Below are 16,251 nucleotides of genomic sequence, written 5' to 3' on the forward strand. Positions count from 1 at the left end.
TCAACGTGACCGATCGTGCCCACGTTCACGTGCGGCTTGGTGCGCTCGAATTTGCCCTTGGCCATGGTGTTCTACCTTGTCTGGAAAGCGTGTTGATTGGTTCTGGGGATGGTGCGGGCCGGCCGGAGCCGGCCTCGCATCAGTTCTTCTTGACCACCGACTCGGCGATGTTGGTCGGCGCCTCGGCGTAGTGGTCGAACTCCATCGTGAAGGTCGCGCGACCCTGCGACATGGAGCGCAGCGTCGTCGCGTAGCCGAACATCTCGCCCAGCGGGATCATCGCGTTGATGATCTTGCCCGACGGACTGTCGTCCTGGCCCTGCAGGATGCCGCGGCGACGGCTGACGTCGCCCATCACGTCGCCGAGGTAATCCTCGGGGGTGACGATCTCGACCTTCATCATCGGCTCGAGCAGGACAGGCGAGGCCTTCATGAAGCCGTCCTTGAAGCCCATCGAACCGGCGATCTTGAACGCCATTTCGGACGAGTCGACCTCGTGGTACGAGCCGTCGACCAGGCGGACCTTGACGTCCACGATGGGGTAGCCGGCCATGATGCCGTTGGCGACCGCTTCCTGGATGCCCTTGTCGACCGCCGGGATGTATTCCTTCGGCACGACGCCACCGACGATGGCGTTCTCGAACTGGTAGCCCTTGCCCTGCTCGTTCGGCGAGATCTCGAGCCACACGTGACCGAACTGGCCCTTGCCGCCCGACTGGCGCACGAACTTGCCTTCGGCCTTGACGGCCTTGCGGATCGTCTCGCGGTAGGCGACCTGCGGCTTGCCGACGTTCGCCTCGACGTTGAACTCGCGCTTCATGCGGTCAACGAGGATGTCCAGGTGCAGCTCGCCCATGCCGGCGATGATCGTCTGGCCGGACTCTTCGTCGGTACGCACGCGGAACGAGGGATCTTCCTGGGCCAGACGGCCAAGGGCGATACCCATCTTTTCCTGGTCCGACTTGGTCTTCGGCTCGACCGCCATCGAGATGACGGGCTCCGGGAACACCATGCGCTCGAGGGTGATGATGTGGTCCATGGCGCACAGCGTGTCGCCGGTGGTCACGTCCTTCAGGCCCACGGCCGCGGCGATGTCGCCGGCGCGGACTTCCTTGATCTCCTCGCGCTGGTTGGCGTGCATCTGCAGGATGCGGCCCACGCGCTCCTTCTTCGACTTCACCGGGCTGTAGACCTGGTCGCCGGAGTTGAGCACGCCCGAGTAGACGCGGAAGAACGTCAGCGAACCGACGAACGGGTCGGTCATGATCTTGAACGCCAGCGCCGAGAACGGCTCGGTGTCGGACGCCTTGCGGGTGTCCTCCTTCTCGTCCTCGTCGATGCCCGCGACCGGCGGGCGATCGGCCGGCGACGGCAGCAGGTTGATCACGCCGTCGAGCATGGCCTGCACGCCCTTGTTCTTGAACGCCGAACCGCAGAACACCGGGACGATCTCGACGCGCAGGGTGCGCTCGCGCAGGCCCGAGACGATCTCGGCTTCGCTGAGCTCTTCGCCACCGAGGTACTTGTCCATCAGGTCTTCGGAGGCTTCGGCAGCGGCTTCGATCATGAAGCTGCGCGCGGCCTCCGCCTTGGCCTGCAGCTCGGCCGGGATCTCGCGGTACTCGAACTTGGTGCCCTGCGACGCGACGTCCCAATGGATCGCCTTCATCTTCAGCAGGTCGACCACGCCCTCGAAGCCGTCCTCGGCGCCGATCGGCACCTGCATCGGCACGGCGTACGCGCCAAGGCGCGACTTGAGCTGCTCGACCACCTTGTCGAAGTTGGCGCCGGTGCGGTCCATCTTGTTGACGAACGCCATGCGCGGCACGGAGTACTTGTTGGCCTGGCGCCACACCGTCTCCGACTGCGGCTGCACGCCGCCGACGGCGCACAGCACGAACACCGCGCCGTCAAGCACGCGCAGCGAGCGCTCGACTTCGATTGTGAAGTCGACGTGCCCGGGGGTGTCGATGATGTTGAAGCGGTGCTCCGGCAGGGACTTGTCCATGCCCTTCCAGAACGCGGTCGTCGCGGCCGACGTGATGGTGATGCCGCGCTCCTGCTCCTGCTCCATCCAGTCCATCGTCGCGGCACCTTCGTGCACTTCGCCGATCTTGTGGCTGACGCCGGTGTAGAACAGGATGCGCTCCGACGTGGTGGTCTTGCCCGCGTCGATGTGGGCCATGATGCCGAAGTTGCGGTAACGCTCGATGGGAGTGGTGCGAGCCACGGGACCCTCTCGTATGGTTTTCGAATTCCAGATGGCCGGACGCCGCCTCGTGGGCGGCCTCCGGTTCGCGTGGCGGCGAAACTGCCGCCGCGACAGCACGGTGCGTGCTGCGGAGGCCCCGGGCGCCTATTCAGGCGTCGCGGGGCACTCGGTTCACCAGCGGTAGTGCGCGAACGCCTTGTTCGCTTCCGCCATGCGGTGGGTTTCTTCGCGCTTCTTGATGGCGCCGCCGCGGCTCTCGGACGCGTCGATCAGCTCGGCTGCGAGCTTGCGCGGCATCGAGTTCTCGCCGCGCTTGCGCGCCGAGTCGATCAGCCAGCGCATCGCCAGCGCCATGCGGCGCGAGGCGCGGACTTCGACCGGCACCTGGTAGGTCGCGCCGCCGACACGGCGGGACTTGACCTCGACGGCCGGAGCGACGTTGCCGAGCGCCTTCTCGACCAGCTCGAGGGCGTTGGGGTTCTTCTCGCTGATCACGTCCATCGCGCCGTAGACGATCTTTTCCGCGATCGACTTCTTGCCGCTCTGCATGACCATGTTGATGAAGCGCGCGATGGTTTCGCTGCCGTGCTTGGGATCGGGCAGGACCGAACGCTGCGGGGTGGAGCCTTTACGCGACATGGGGCGTACCTATTCTCGTGATTCTTGTACGACGACCGCCGGGGGCGGCCGCGCGGCTTAGGACTTCGGACGCTTGGCGCCGTACTTCGAACGGCCCTGGCGACGCTTGGCGACGCCGGCGGCGTCGAGCGAGCCGCGCACGGTGTGGTAGCGCACGCCCGGCAGGTCCTTGACGCGACCGCCGCGGATCAGCACGACCGAGTGCTCCTGCAGGTTGTGGCCTTCGCCGCCGATGTACGAGATGACCTCGTAGCCGTTGGTCAGGCGCACCTTGGCCACCTTGCGAAGCGCCGAGTTCGGCTTCTTCGGGGTGGTCGTGTACACGCGGGTGCAAACGCCACGACGCTGCGGGCAGTTCGCCAGCGCCGGCGAGGCGCTCTTGTAGGTTTCAGGGTTGCGCGGCTTGCGCACCAGCTGATTGATCGTCGCCATCGGTAACTCTTTGGTTAGGGCCGGACGGCCCTGAGGGAAAACGAACGGCAGACGGGTTCCCGCCTACCGAGACGAAAAAGTATAGCCCGCGTCGGACGTCACCGTCAACGCGGACCAGACTGGGCGCCCCTCGGGACGCCGCATGCGCGGCGCCTTCGGAACTGGCTGCGATCCCGCCCATCCATTGGGCCGAAGACGAGGCGCTCCGTGCGCCTCATTTCGTGATCTGGGCGGTCCCGAGGGACCGCCGGGTCAAAACATATGCCGCTAGTTTACTCGGCTTCGGCCTGATCGCCACCCACGTCGGCCGTTTCGGCCTCCGCGGTCAGCGAGCCGGACAGCGTCTCGAGCTCCGAGTCGGTCAGGCCGGAGGCGTTCTTGCGGCGCTGGCTGTGGTACGCCAGACCGGTGCCGGCCGGGATCAGGCGGCCCACGATCACGTTCTCCTTGAGGCCGCGCAGGCTGTCGCGGGTGCCGCGGACGGCCGCCTCGGTCAACACGCGGGTGGTCTCCTGGAACGAGGCAGCCGAGATGAACGACTCGGTCGCCAGCGAGGCCTTGGTGATGCCGAGCAGCACCGGCTCGTACTTGGCCAGGATCTCGTTCTTGCCCGCCAGGCGCGCGTTCTCTTCGACCAGGCGCTGGCGCTCGACCTGCTCGCCGTTGAGGAACTTGCTGTCGCCCTGGTCGGTGATCTCGACCTTGCGCAGCATCTGGCGAACGATCACCTCGATGTGCTTGTCGTTGATCTTGACGCCCTGCAGGCGGTAGACGTCCTGGATTTCCTTGGTCAGGTACACGGCCAGCGGCTCGACACCGAGCAGGCGCAGGATGTCCTGCGGGCTCGGCTCGCCGTCCACGACGGTCTCGCCCTTCTCCACGTGCTCGCCTTCGAACACGATGATCTGGCGGTACTTCGGGATCAGCTCCTCGTGCTCGTTGCCGTCGGTGTCGCGGATGATCAGGCGCTGCTTGCCCTTGGTGTCCTTGCCGAACGAGACGATGCCCGAACGCTCGGCCAGCACGGCCGGGTCCTTCGGCTTGCGCGCCTCGAACAGGTCGGCCACGCGCGGCAGACCGCCGGTGATGTCGCGGGTCTTGGATGCTTCCTGCGGGATCTTGGCGACCACGTCGCCCACGCCGACCGGCGCGCCGTCCTGCAGGTTGACGATCGAGCGCGGCGGCAGCATGTACTGCGCCGGCAGGTCGGTGCCCGGGATGTTGAGGTCCTTGCCCGCCTTGTCGACGATGCGCACGACCGGGCGGAGGTCCTTGCCCTGGGTGCCGCGACGCTTCGGATCGGTGATCTCGCGCGAGGCCAGGCCGGTCAGCTCGTCGGTCTTCTCGATCACCGTCACGCCGTCGATGAAGTCGACGAAGCGGATGAAGCCGGCGACCTCCGAGACGATCGGGTGGTTATGCGGATCCCAGCTGGCCACCGTCTGGCCGGCCTTGATCTCCGCGCCGTCCTTGACGTTGACCGTGGCGCCGTACGGCAGCTTGTAGCGCTCGCGCTCGCGGCCGTGGCCGTCGAGGACCGAGAGCTCGCCCGAACGCGACACCGCGACCAGGTGGCCGCCGGCGTGGTCGACGTGCTTGAGGTTGTTGAACTTGATCGTACCGGTGGTCTTGACGGTGACGTTGTCGATCGCCGCCGCACGCGAGGCCGCGCCGCCGATGTGGAACGTACGCATCGTCAGCTGCGTGCCCGGCTCGCCGATCGACTGCGCGGCGACGACGCCGACCGCCTCGCCGTGGTTGACCAGGTGGCCGCGGCCGAGGTCGCGTCCGTAGCAGTGCGAGCACACGCCGAAGGCGCTCTGGCAGGTGATGGTCGAACGAACCTTGATCGACTGGACACCGGCGTCTTCGAGCTTCTGCACCCACTGCTCGTCGAGCAGCGTGTTGCGGGTGACGATCGGCTCCTCGTCGTTGCCCGGCAGGAACACGTCCTCGGCCACGACGCGACCCAGCACGCGGTCGCGCAGCGGCTCGACCACGTCGCCGCCTTCGACGATCGGGGTCATGGTCAGACCCTCGAGCGTGCCGCAGTCGGTCTCGGTGATCACCACGTCCTGCGCGACGTCGACGAGGCGACGGGTCAGGTAACCGGAGTTCGCCGTCTTCAGCGCGGTGTCCGCCAGGCCCTTACGGGCACCGTGGGTCGAGATGAAGTACTGGAGGACGTTCAGGCCTTCGCGGAAGTTCGCGGTGATCGGCGTCTCGATGATCGAGCCGTCCGGCTTGGCCATCAGGCCGCGCATGCCGGCCAGCTGGCGGATCTGCGCCTGCGAACCACGCGCGCCGGAGTCGGCCATGATGTAGATCGAGTTCATCGACTTCTGGTCGATCGTCTCGCCCTTGGCGTTGACGACCTTCTCGGTGCCGATGGTTTCCATCATCGCCTTGGCGATGCGCTCGTTCGTGCGCGACCAGATGTCGACGACCTTGTTGTAGCGCTCGCCGGCGGTGACCAGGCCCGACTGGTACTGCTCCTGGATCTCCAGGACCTCGGCTTCCGCCTCGGCCAGGATGCCCTTCTTCTCGTCCGGGATGATCATGTCGTCGATGCCGATCGACACGCCGGCGCGCGTGGCGTACGCAAAGCCGGTGTACATCAGCTGGTCGGCGAACACGACCGTGTCCTTCAGGCCGAGCATGCGGTAGCAGGAGTTGATCAGGCGGCTAATGTTCTTCTTGGTCAGCTCGACGTTGGCCAGCGCGAACGGCAGGCCCTCCGGCAGGATCTCGCGCAGCAGCGCGCGGCCGACCGTCGTGTCGACGACCGAGGTCTTCTGCTCGGTGGAGCCGTCCTCGTTCTTGACCGTCTCGGTGATGCGCACCTTGACCTTGGCGTGCAGCTGCACGGCACGGTTGTCGTACGCGCGCTTGACCTCGGCGACGTTGGCGAACGCCATGCCCTCGCCCGCCTTGTTCTCCAGCGCGCGGGTCATGTAGTACAGGCCGAGCACGACGTCCTGCGACGGCACGATGATCGGCTCGCCGTTGGCCGGCGACAGAATGTTGTTCGACGCCATCATCAGCGCGCGCGCTTCCAGCTGGGCTTCCAGCGAGAGCGGCACGTGGACGGCCATCTGGTCACCGTCGAAGTCGGCGTTGAACGCGGTGCAGACCAGCGGATGCAGCTGGATCGCCTTGCCTTCGATCAGCACCGGCTCGAACGCCTGGATGCCGAGGCGGTGCAGGGTCGGGGCACGGTTCAGCAGCACCGGGTGCTCACGGATCACCTCTTCGAGGATGTCCCACACCTCGGCCTCTTCGCGCTCGACCAGCTTCTTGGCGGCCTTGATCGTCGTGGCGAGGCCACGGCGCTGCAGCTTGGCGAAGATGAAGGGCTTGAACAGCTCCAGCGCCATCTTCTTCGGCAGGCCGCACTCGTGCAGGCGCAGGGTCGGGCCGACCACGATGACCGAACGGCCCGAGTAGTCGACGCGCTTGCCAAGCAGGTTCTGGCGGAACCGGCCCTGCTTGCCCTTGATCATGTCGGCCAGCGACTTGAGCGGGCGCTTGTTGGTGCCGGTGATGGCGCGGCCGCGGCGGCCGTTGTCCATCAGGGCGTCAACCGACTCCTGCAGCATGCGCTTCTCGTTGCGCACGATGATGTCCGGCGCATTGAGCTCGAGCAGGCGGCGCAGGCGGTTGTTGCGGTTGATGACGCGGCGGTACAGGTCGTTGAGGTCGGAGGTCGCAAAGCGACCGCCGTCCAGCGGCACCAGCGGGCGCAGGTCCGGCGGCAGCACCGGCAGCACGGTCATGACCATCCACTCGGGGCGGTTGCCCGACTCGAGGAAGGCCTCGACCAGCTTGATGCGCTTGGTCAGGCGCTTGAGCTTGGTCTCCGAACCGGTCGCGGCGATCTCTTCCTTCAGGCGGACCATCTCCGACTGCAGGTCGATCGTGCGCAGCAGCTCGTACACGGCCTCGGCGCCCATCGCGGCGTCGAAGTCGTCGCCGTGCTCCTGGCGCGCGGTCATGAACTGCTCTTCGGTCAGCAGCGAGCCGCGCTCCATCGGGGTCAGGCCCGGCTCGGTCACCACGTACGCTTCGAAGTACAGGATCCGCTCGATGTCGCGCAGCGTCATGTCGAGCATCAGGCCGATGCGCGACGGCAGCGACTTCAGGAACCAGATGTGCGCGACCGGCGAGGCCAGGTCGATGTGGCCCATGCGCTCGCGGCGCACCTTGGCCAACGTCACTTCCGTGCCGCACTTCTCGCAGACCACGCCGCGGTGCTTCATGCGCTTGTACTTGCCGCACAGGCACTCGTAGTCCTTGATCGGACCGAAGATCGCGGCGCAGAACAGGCCGTCACGCTCGGGCTTGAACGTGCGGTAGTTGATGGTTTCCGGCTTCTTGACCTCGCCGTAGGACCACGAGCGGATCAAGTCCGGCGAAGCCAGCGCGATCTTGATGGCGTCGAAGTCGAGCGCCGGTCGCTGCTGGTTGAACAGGTTCAGCAAATCTTTCATTTCTTTTCTCCAGTCCGGAGGAATTCGTCGAAGGGCCGTGGATCACCGAAGCGGCGGACGGAGCGGCGCGCGTGTCGCTGCGCCGCCCCGCCGCGTGGATCAGTTCTCTTCGAGCTCCATGTTGATCGCGAGCGAGCGGATTTCCTTCACCAGCACGTTGAAGGACTCCGGCATGCCGGCGACCATCTCGTACTCGCCGTCGACGATGTTCTTGTACATCTGGTTGCGGCCCTGCACGTCGTCGGACTTCACCGTCAGCATTTCCTGCAGGGTGTAGGCCGCGCCGTAGGCTTCCAGCGCCCAGACTTCCATTTCGCCGAAGCGCTGGCCGCCGAACTGCGCCTTGCCGCCCAGCGGCTGCTGGGTGACGAGCGAGTACGGACCGGTCGAACGGGCGTGCATCTTGTCGTCGACCAGGTGGTTCAGCTTCAGCATGTGCATGTAGCCGACGGTGACCGAGCGCTCGAACGCCTCGCCGGTGCGGCCGTCGAACAGCGTCGTCTGGCCGCTGCTCGGCAGCTCGGCGAGCTCGAGCATGCGCTTGATCTCGGCCTCGGTCGCGCCGTCGAACACCGGCGTCGCCATCGGCACGCCATCGGTCAGGTTGCGGGCCAGGCGGAGCAGCTCCTCGTCGGAGAACTCCTTCAGGTCCACGCGCTGGCCATGCACCTTGGTGTCATGGTTGTAGATGTCGTCGAGGAACTTGCGCAGGTCGGCGACCTTCTGCTGTGCGTCCAGCATGCGCTGGATCTTGTGGCCCAGGCCCTTGGCGGCCCAGCCCAGATGCACTTCGAGGATCTGGCCGATGTTCATTCGGCTCGGCACGCCCAGCGGGTTCAGCACGATGTCGACCGTCTGGCCGTCGGCCATGTACGGCATGTCCTGCACCGGCACGATCGTCGAGACCACACCCTTGTTGCCGTGGCGGCCGGCCATCTTGTCGCCCGGCTGGATGCGGCGCTTCACGGCCAGGAACACCTTGACCATCTTCAGCACGCCCGGGGCGAGGTCGTCGCCCTGGGTGATCTTGCCGCGCTTGTCGGTGAAGCGCTTCTCGAACTCCGCCTTGTGCGTGTCGATCTGCTTCTGCGCGCGCTCGATCGCCTCGACGGCGTCGTCGTCCTTCATGCGCAGCGTGAACCAGTCCTTCTTCGGCAGGCTGTCGAGCACCAGCGAGGTGACCGTGTCGCCCTTCTTCAGTCCGGCGCCGCCGTTGGCGGTCTTGCCGATCAGCTGGGTGCGCAGGCGGTCGTAGATCGCCGCCTCGAGGATGCGGAACTGGTCGTCGAAGTCCTTCTTGACGCGGCGGATCTCGGACTCCTCGATCTGGCGGGCACGCTTGTCCTTCTCGATGCCGTCGCGGGTGAAGACCTGCACGTCGATGACCGTGCCGTCCATGCCCGGCGGCACGCGCAGCGAGCTGTCCTTAACGTCCGATGCCTTCTCGCCGAAGATCGCGCGCAGCAGCTTCTCTTCCGGGGTCAGCTGGCTTTCGCCCTTCGGCGTGACCTTGCCGACCAGAATGTCGCCGGCGCGGACTTCCGCACCGATGTACACCACGCCGGACTCGTCGAGGCGGTTCAGCGCGCTCTCGGAGACGTTCGGGATGTCGGCGGAGATCTCTTCCGGCCCGAGCTTGGTGTCGCGGGCGACGCAGGTCAGCTCTTCGATGTGGATCGTGGTGTAGCGATCCTCCTTCACGACCCGCTCGGACAGCAGGATCGAGTCCTCGAAGTTGTAGCCGTTCCACGGCATGAACGCGACCAGCATGTTCTGGCCGAGGGCCAACTCGCCGATGTCGGTCGACGGACCGTCGGCCAGCACGTCGCCGCGGGCGACCACGTCACCGACGTTCACCAGCGGACGCTGGTTGATGCAGGTGTTCTGGTTCGAACGCGTGTACTTGATCAGCGTGTAGATGTCGACACCGGCGTCGGCCTCGCCCACGATCTCCTTCTCGTTGACCTTGACCACGATGCGGCCGGCGTCGATCTGCTCGATCACGCCGCCGCGCTTCGCGTTGACGGTCACGCCCGAGTCGCGCGCCACGGCGCGCTCGATACCGGTACCGACCAGCGGCTTCTGCGCGCGCAGCGTCGGCACGGCCTGGCGCTGCATGTTCGCGCCCATCAGCGCGCGGTTGGCGTCGTCGTGCTCCAGGAACGGAACCAGCGCCGCGGCGACCGACACGGTCTGCATCGGCGAGACGTCCATGAAGTGGATCTCGGACGGCGGCTTCAGCAGCGACTCGCCCTGGTAACGGCACGCGACGAACTGCGAGGTGATCGCACCCTTGTCGTCGGTCGGCGCGTTCGCCTGGGCGATGACGTACTCGTTCTCCTCGATCGCCGACAGGAACTCGACGTCGTCGGTGACCTTGCCGTTGACGACCTTGCGGTACGGCGTCTCGAGGAAGCCGTAGCGGTTGGTGCGGGCGAACACGGCCAGCGAGTTGATCAGGCCGATGTTCGGGCCTTCCGGCGTCTCGATCGTGCAGACGCGGCCGTAGTGGGTCGGGTGCACGTCGCGCACTTCGAAGCCGGCGCGCTCGCGGGTCAGGCCGCCCGGGCCGAGGGCCGACACGCGACGCTTGTGCGTGACCTCCGACAGCGGGTTGTTCTGGTCCATGAACTGCGACAGCTGCGAGGAGCCGAAGAACTCCTTGATCGCGGCGGCCACCGGCTTGGCGTTGATCAGCTCCTGCGGGGTCAGGCCTTCGGACTCGGCCATCGACAGGCGCTCCTTGACCGCGCGCTCGACGCGGACCAGGCCCACGCGGAACACGTTCTCCGCCATTTCGCCGACCGAACGCACGCGGCGGTTGCCGAGGTGGTCGATGTCGTCCACCGTGCCGCGGCCGTTGCGGATCTCGGTCAGGACCTTGATCACGTCGAGGATGTCGGACGTCTCGCCCAGCTGGTTGCGCAGGCGCGCGGACTCGTCGTCCTTGCGCTCGGCGAAGTAGCGCGAGTCGTACAGCACCGAAGCGCCGGTGGTTTCCTTGCGGCCGATGCGGCGGTTGAACTTCATCCGGCCGACGCCCGACAGGTCGTAGCGCTCGAAGGTGAAGAACAGGTTGTGGAACAGGTTCTGCGCGGCTTCCTTGGTCGGCGGCTCGCCCGGACGCATCATCCGGTAGATCTCGACCAGCGCCTCGAGCTGGGTCTTGGAGGCGTCGATGCGCAGCGTGTTGGACACGTACGCGCCGCGGTCGAGGTCGTTCACCCACAGGGTGCCGACCGCGTCGATCCCGGCCTTGCGGAACTTCGCCAGCTGGTCGTCGGTGATCTCGTCGTTCGCGGTGGCGAGCAGCTCGCCGGTCTTCGCGTCGACGACGTCGTGCGACAGGATGCGGCCGACCAGGTAGCTGTCCGGCACGGCCAGCGCGGCGATGCCGGACGCTTCCAACTGCTTGACGTGGCGCGCGGTGATGCGGCGCCCGGCCTCGACGATGACCTTGTCGCCGTCGGCCAGGTCGAAGTCCAGCGTTTCACCGCGCAGGCGCTCGGAGACCAGCTCCCACTGCACGCCCTCGGGCATGATGTGAAAGGTGTTGATCTCGAAGAACTCGCGCAGCATTTCCTCGTTGGTGTAGCCGAGCGCGCGCAGCAGCACGGTCACCGGCAGCTTGCGGCGACGGTCGATGCGGGTGAACAGCGCGTCCTTCGGGTCGAACTCGAAGTCCAGCCACGAGCCGCGGTACGGGATGATGCGGGCGCTGTACAGCAGCTTGCCCGACGAGTGGGTCTTGCCGCGGTCGTGGTCGAAGAACACGCCGGGCGAACGGTGCAGCTGCGAGACGATGACGCGCTCGGTGCCGTTGACGATGAAGGTGCCGTTGTCGGTCATGAGCGGGATCTCGCCCATGTAGACCTCCTGCTCCTTCACGTACTTGATCGCCTTGGTCGACGACTCGCGGTCGTAGATCACCAGGCGCACGGTCACGCGCAGCGGCGCGCCGTACGACAGACCGCGGTTACGGCACTCGCGCTCGTCGAAGGCCGGCTCGCCGAGCTTGTAGCCGACGTACTCGAGGGCGGCGTTGCCGCTGTAGCTGGAGATCGGGAACACCGACTTTAGGGCGGCGTGCAGGCCCTTGTCGTCGCGCTTGGCGGGATCGGTGTGCTCCTGCAGGAACTCGCGATAGGAATCGACCTGGATCGCCAGCAGGAACGGCACTTCAAGGATCGAACGGCGCTTGCCGAAGTCCTTGCGGATGCGCTTCTTTTCGGTGAACGAGTACGTCATGGTGAGCTACCGCCTCGGTGTTGTTTTCCCGTCGACGCCGGGGGGCGCGCGGGACGGACCGCGCGTCCGCGGCCCTCGGGGTCAATCCGGAGATTGGGAAGAACTGCCAGTTGGAAGTCGCTGGTATTGCCGGCACCAGCACGCCTTCTCCCGCTACTTCCAACTGCCAACTCGGAGCTTTTTGTCGCTACCTCAACAACGGCCAAAGGCCGGGGACTTTCGTCCCCAGCCTCGGTGGTCGCCAGATGGGTCCCGGCGACGCAAGTACGGCTTACTTGACTTCGACGGTCGCGCCGGCGGCCTCGAGGTCCTTCTTCATCTTCGCGGCGTCGTCCTTCGACACGGCTTCCTTCACGGTGCCGCCGGCCTCGGTGAGGTCCTTGGCTTCCTTCAGGCCCAGGCCGGTGATGGCGCGGACGGCCTTGATGACCTCAACCTTCTTCTCGCCGGCCGACTTCAGGATGACGTTGAACTCGGTCTGCTCTTCGACCGGGGCGGCGGCGGCAGCCGGGCCGGCGGCCATCATGACCGGGGCGGCGGCGGTGACGCCGAACTTCTCTTCGATGGCCTTAACCAGGTCCATCACTTCCATCAGGGTCTTTTCCGCGATGGCGTCGACGATCTGCTCGTTGGACAGGGACATTTTGATTACCTCTGGAAATTGGATCTAACGTTGTTAGGAAAGTATTCGCGCGTGCGAACGACGATCAGGCGGTTTCGGCCGGGGCTTCTTCGGTCGCGGCGACGTCGCCACCACCCTGCTTGTCGGCGACGGCCTTGACCGCGCGGGCAAACATGGTGGCCGGCTCGGCCAGGACGCGGGCCAGCATGGCCAGGGCCTGTTCGCGGGTCGGCAGCGACGCCAGCACTTCGACGTGGCTGGCCGGGTAGACCTCGCCGCCGAAGGCGACGACCTTGGCCTGCAGCTTGTCGTTGCCCTTGGCGAACTCCTTGATCAGACGACCGGCGGCACCGGGTTCCTCGGTCGAGAACGCGTACAGCAGCGGACCGACGAGCTTGTCCTGGACAACCTCGAACTCGGTACCGGCAACGGCGCGCGACGCCAGCGTGTTCTTGACAACCTTCAGGAACACGCCCGTCTCGCGGGCCTTCTTGCGCATCGCGGTCATCTGGCTGACCGTGATGCCGGCGTACTCGGCGGCGACCAAGGAGTGGGCCTTGGCGGCGACGTCTGCCAGCTCGGCGACTACTTCCTGCTTCTGGGACAGATTGAGAGCCATTGCACTCCTCCAATTGAACTCCGCTCACGGCTCCTGCCGCTTGCGGTCCTGGGCGGCACCGGTCCTTGGCGCCGGGGATGCCTTGCGGCGTCCCGGGTGGTGGCCACTCCAGAAACGAATTTCCAGAAGGGGCGACCATCTACGCAGGCCGACTCGCGCGAGTCCGGATTAAGCAGCCCCGCTTCCACCGACGGCGAATCCATGCCAAGTCGAGCATCCGTGCCCGTCGCCGGTAGGCGCTGACCGCACCTGCGGTCTTTGACGGCTATCGCGTCCGGCCGTGGCCGTTGGCGATGCCCTCAAAAGGTGTTGCCGCCGGCGGCGCGGGGCCGCCGGCGCAATGCGATTACTTGAGGCTCAGCGACGCCTGGTCCACGGTGACGCCCGGGCCCATCGTCGTGCTGATCGAAACCTTCTGCAGGTACTGGCCCTTGGCGGTCGCCGGCTTGGCCTTGATCAGGTCCAGCAGCAGCGCCTGCAGGTTGTCCTTCAGCGAGCCGGCTTCGAAGTCGGCCTTGCCGATGGTGCAGTGGATGATGCCGGCCTTGTCGGTGCGGTAGCGGACCTGGCCGCCCTTGGCGTTCTTCACCGCCTCGCCCGGGTTCGGGGAGACCGTGCCGACCTTCGGGTTCGGCATCAGGCCGCGCGGGCCCAGCAGCGTGCCGAGCTTGCCGACCACGCGCATGGCGTCCGGCGTCGCGATGACGACGTCGTAGTTCAGGTCGCCGCCCTGCATCTTCTCGGCCAGGTCGTCCATGCCCACGGCGTCGGCGCCGGCGGCCAGCGCCTCGTCGGCCTTGGCGCCCGACGGGGCGAACACGGCGACGCGCACGGTCTTGCCGGTGCCGGCCGGCAGCACGGTCGAACCGCGCACCTGCTGGTCGGACTTCTTGGCGTCGACGCCCAGGCGCACGGCCACGTCGACGGACTCGACGAACTTGGCCTTGGTGGCGGTCTTGACGATCTTGATCGCTTCTTCGATGGCGTAGGCCTTGCCCGGCACCACCGCGGCCTTGATGGCCTTCTCACGCTTGGTCATTGCCATGTCTTAGCCCTCCACCACCAGACCCATGCTGCGGGCCGAACCCGCAATCGTCTTCACCGCCGCGTCGAGGTCGGCCGCCGTCAGGTCGGCTTCCTTCTGCTTGGCGATCTCCTCGAGCTGGGCGCGGGTGACCTTGCCCACCTTGTCGGTGTTCGGGCGCTTGGAGCCGGACGCGATGCCCGCGGCCTTCTTCAGCAGCACCGACGCCGGGGTGCTCTTGGTGACGAACGTGAACGTACGGTCGGAGTACGCGGTGATGATCACCGGGGTCGGCAGACCCGGCTCGAGCTTGGAGGTCGCTGCGTTGAACGCCTTGCAGAACTCCATGATGTTCAGGCCGCGCTGGCCGAGGGCCGGGCCGACGGGCGGCGACGGATTGGCCTGGCCGGCCTTGACCTGCAACTTGATGTAACCGACTACCTTCTTAGCCATTGCTCTCTCTCCGGGTGCAAGCGCCTGGACCACAGGCTCCCCATCGGACCGGGAAACGCACGTGTCCCGGCATCACGTTTTGGACGCAGCAACGGCCGCTACGGGGCTTGCGCCCCCGGCGGCCGTTCAGCTTGCGACTCGCCCCCGAGGGCGGCGAGCCGGCAAGTATAGCGGAGTTACTTGGCCTTTTCGACCTGGCTGAACTCGAGCTCGACCGGGGTCGAGCGGCCGAAGATCAGCACCGCCACCCGCAGGCGGCTCTTGTCGTAGTTGATTTCCTCGACCACGCCGTTGAAGTCGTTGAACGGGCCGTCGACGACGCGGACCATCTCGCCCGGCTCGAACAGGACCTTCGGCTTCGGCTTCTCGACGCCGTCCTGCACGCGCTGCAGGATCATGTCGGCCTCGCGGTCGGCGATCGGCAACGGGCGATCGGCGGTGCCGCCGATGAAGCCCATCACCTTCGGGGTCTCCTTGACCAGGTGCCAGCTCTCGTTGTCCATGCGCGGAATGCCCGCCTCGTCATGGGTCGCGATCTGGACCAGCACGTAGCCGGGGAAGAACTTGCGCTCGGAACGGCGCTTCTGGCCGGCACGCATTTCCACGACCTCTTCGGTCGGGACCAGGACTTCGCCGAAGCGATCCTGCATGCCGTCGCGGACGATGCGGTCGCGCAGCGCCTGCGCCACCGACTTCTCGAAGCCGGAGTAGGCGTGGACGACGTACCAGCGCTTGTGGACTTCAGTCATTGCGTTAGCGCCCCAGGATGAACTTGACGACGGCCTGGATGACCACGTCGAAGCCGGCGAGGATCAGGCTCAGCACGACGACGGCCACCATCACCACCCAGGTCATGCGCATGGCCTCCTGGCGCGTCGGCCAGACCACCTTGCGCAGCTCGAAGCGCGATTCGGACAGGAACTCGCGGGTCTGCTGGCCCTTGGCCGTAGCCAGGAACACCACCGCGCCGGCGACGAGGCCGGCCACGACGACCAGGGCACGCAGCGGGCCGGCCCACTGGTCGAACCAGGTGTAGGCGAACAGGCCGCCGACCACCAGCAGCAGCGCCAGCGCGTACTTCACGATGTCGCCCGCGGCGGCGGACTTGGATTGCTCGACCTTGCTGTTCATCCGATCCATCGCACGGCCAACGGCCGCGTCTGTCAGGGGGAAACCCGGCCGTCAGGCCGGATCCCGGCGGAAGGACCCGCGCGGTGTGTGGCACGCCAGGAGGGACTCGAACCCCCAACCTGCGGTTTTGGAGACCGCTGCTCTGCCAATTGAGCTACTGGCGTAGAAATCGTTCACGACTGCAGTGTGCCGCTTCCGAAAAAGGCAACGGCGGCTCGCGCCGCCCTGCCTGGTTTCTTCGGCTTCCCAGTGCGGCCGACCGCGTGGCCGGCCGCGCTGGAGGTCGTCCCCGGCAGGCCGGGGCGACCGCGCTTACTTGATGATCTTCGCCACGACGCCGGCGCCGACGGTGCGGCCGCCTTCGCGGATCGCGAAGCGCAG

The 16,251-nt window shown here is 66.5% G+C and carries 12 protein-coding genes and 1 tRNA gene; all 13 read right to left on the reverse strand.

What is annotated here, in order from left to right; translation table 11 throughout:
• Positions 1 to 139: 139 nt before the first annotated feature.
• The gene (gene fusA / locus D3A60_RS14320; RefSeq protein WP_119719468.1) at positions 140 to 2,230 is read right to left on the reverse strand and encodes an elongation factor G; all 2,091 of its coding nucleotides are present in this window, start codon (positions 2,228 to 2,230) and stop codon (positions 140 to 142) included.
• A 153-nt stretch (positions 2,231 to 2,383) separates the two neighbouring features.
• A complete protein-coding gene (gene rpsG, locus D3A60_RS14325) occupies positions 2,384 to 2,851 on the reverse strand; it encodes a 30S ribosomal protein S7 (protein WP_119719469.1) in 468 nt (155 codons plus the stop codon).
• Between the two features lie 57 nt (positions 2,852 to 2,908).
• The gene (gene rpsL, locus D3A60_RS14330; protein ID WP_119719470.1) at positions 2,909 to 3,283 is read right to left on the reverse strand and encodes a 30S ribosomal protein S12; all 375 of its coding nucleotides are present in this window, start codon (positions 3,281 to 3,283) and stop codon (positions 2,909 to 2,911) included.
• Positions 3,284 to 3,555: 272 nt separating this feature from the next.
• Entirely contained in the window at positions 3,556 to 7,773 is a 4,218-nt protein-coding gene (rpoC, locus tag D3A60_RS14335) for a DNA-directed RNA polymerase subunit beta' (RefSeq protein WP_119719471.1), read from the reverse strand.
• Positions 7,774 to 7,872: 99 nt separating this feature from the next.
• Positions 7,873 to 12,021 (reverse strand): DNA-directed RNA polymerase subunit beta, encoded by a 4,149-nt coding sequence (rpoB, locus tag D3A60_RS14340; protein WP_119719472.1) that lies wholly within the window; start codon positions 12,019 to 12,021, stop codon positions 7,873 to 7,875.
• A 271-nt stretch (positions 12,022 to 12,292) separates the two neighbouring features.
• Positions 12,293 to 12,664 (reverse strand): 50S ribosomal protein L7/L12, encoded by a 372-nt coding sequence (gene rplL, locus D3A60_RS14345; protein WP_119719473.1) that lies wholly within the window; start codon positions 12,662 to 12,664, stop codon positions 12,293 to 12,295.
• A gap of 64 nt (positions 12,665 to 12,728) precedes the next feature.
• Positions 12,729 to 13,262, reverse strand: coding sequence for a 50S ribosomal protein L10 (gene rplJ, locus D3A60_RS14350; RefSeq protein WP_119719474.1), 534 nt, complete (start codon positions 13,260 to 13,262; stop codon positions 12,729 to 12,731).
• A gap of 346 nt (positions 13,263 to 13,608) precedes the next feature.
• Positions 13,609 to 14,307: a 50S ribosomal protein L1 gene (gene rplA, locus D3A60_RS14355; RefSeq protein WP_119719475.1), complete on the reverse strand. Its 699-nt coding sequence runs from the start codon at positions 14,305 to 14,307 to the stop codon at positions 13,609 to 13,611.
• Between the two features lie 3 nt (positions 14,308 to 14,310).
• Complete coding sequence (gene rplK / locus D3A60_RS14360) at positions 14,311 to 14,739, reverse strand: 50S ribosomal protein L11 (protein ID WP_119719476.1); 429 nt, start codon at positions 14,737 to 14,739, stop codon at positions 14,311 to 14,313.
• 176 nt (positions 14,740 to 14,915) lie between these two features.
• On the reverse strand, positions 14,916 to 15,488 hold the full coding sequence (gene nusG / locus D3A60_RS14365; protein WP_119719477.1) for a transcription termination/antitermination protein NusG: 573 nt from the start codon (positions 15,486 to 15,488) through the stop codon (positions 14,916 to 14,918).
• Between the two features lie 4 nt (positions 15,489 to 15,492).
• Positions 15,493 to 15,870, reverse strand: a complete 378-nt coding sequence (secE, locus tag D3A60_RS14370) for a preprotein translocase subunit SecE (protein ID WP_119719478.1) — start codon at positions 15,868 to 15,870, stop codon at positions 15,493 to 15,495.
• An 88-nt stretch (positions 15,871 to 15,958) separates the two neighbouring features.
• Positions 15,959 to 16,034: transfer RNA gene (locus D3A60_RS14375), tRNA-Trp, on the reverse strand.
• A 148-nt stretch (positions 16,035 to 16,182) separates the two neighbouring features.
• Positions 16,183 to 16,251, reverse strand: a 69-nt coding sequence (locus D3A60_RS14380) for an EF-Tu C-terminal domain-related protein (protein ID WP_078536286.1), incomplete at its 5' end; no start/stop codon positions are given.

The sequence above is a fragment of the Cognatilysobacter tabacisoli genome (assembly GCF_003586305.1).
Lineage (GTDB): Bacteria > Pseudomonadota > Gammaproteobacteria > Xanthomonadales > Xanthomonadaceae > Cognatilysobacter_A > Cognatilysobacter_A tabacisoli.

Excerpts from the sequence above, each read along its gene's own strand:
- rpsG (WP_119719469.1), bottom strand. The coding sequence starts at position 2,851 with ATGTCGCGTAAAGGCTCCACCCCGCAGCGTTCGGTCCTGCCCGATCCC.
- rpsL (WP_119719470.1), bottom strand. The coding sequence starts at position 3,283 with ATGGCGACGATCAATCAGCTGGTGCGCAAGCCGCGCAACCCTGAAACC.
- rpoC (WP_119719471.1), bottom strand. The coding sequence starts at position 7,773 with ATGAAAGATTTGCTGAACCTGTTCAACCAGCAGCGACCGGCGCTCGAC.
- rpoB (WP_119719472.1), bottom strand. The coding sequence starts at position 12,021 with ATGACGTACTCGTTCACCGAAAAGAAGCGCATCCGCAAGGACTTCGGC.
- rplL (WP_119719473.1), bottom strand. The coding sequence starts at position 12,664 with ATGTCCCTGTCCAACGAGCAGATCGTCGACGCCATCGCGGAAAAGACC.
- rplJ (WP_119719474.1), bottom strand. The coding sequence starts at position 13,262 with ATGGCTCTCAATCTGTCCCAGAAGCAGGAAGTAGTCGCCGAGCTGGCA.
- rplA (WP_119719475.1), bottom strand. The coding sequence starts at position 14,307 with ATGGCAATGACCAAGCGTGAGAAGGCCATCAAGGCCGCGGTGGTGCCG.
- rplK (WP_119719476.1), bottom strand. The coding sequence starts at position 14,739 with ATGGCTAAGAAGGTAGTCGGTTACATCAAGTTGCAGGTCAAGGCCGGC.
- nusG (WP_119719477.1), bottom strand. The coding sequence starts at position 15,488 with ATGACTGAAGTCCACAAGCGCTGGTACGTCGTCCACGCCTACTCCGGC.
- secE (WP_119719478.1), bottom strand. The coding sequence starts at position 15,870 with ATGAACAGCAAGGTCGAGCAATCCAAGTCCGCCGCCGCGGGCGACATC.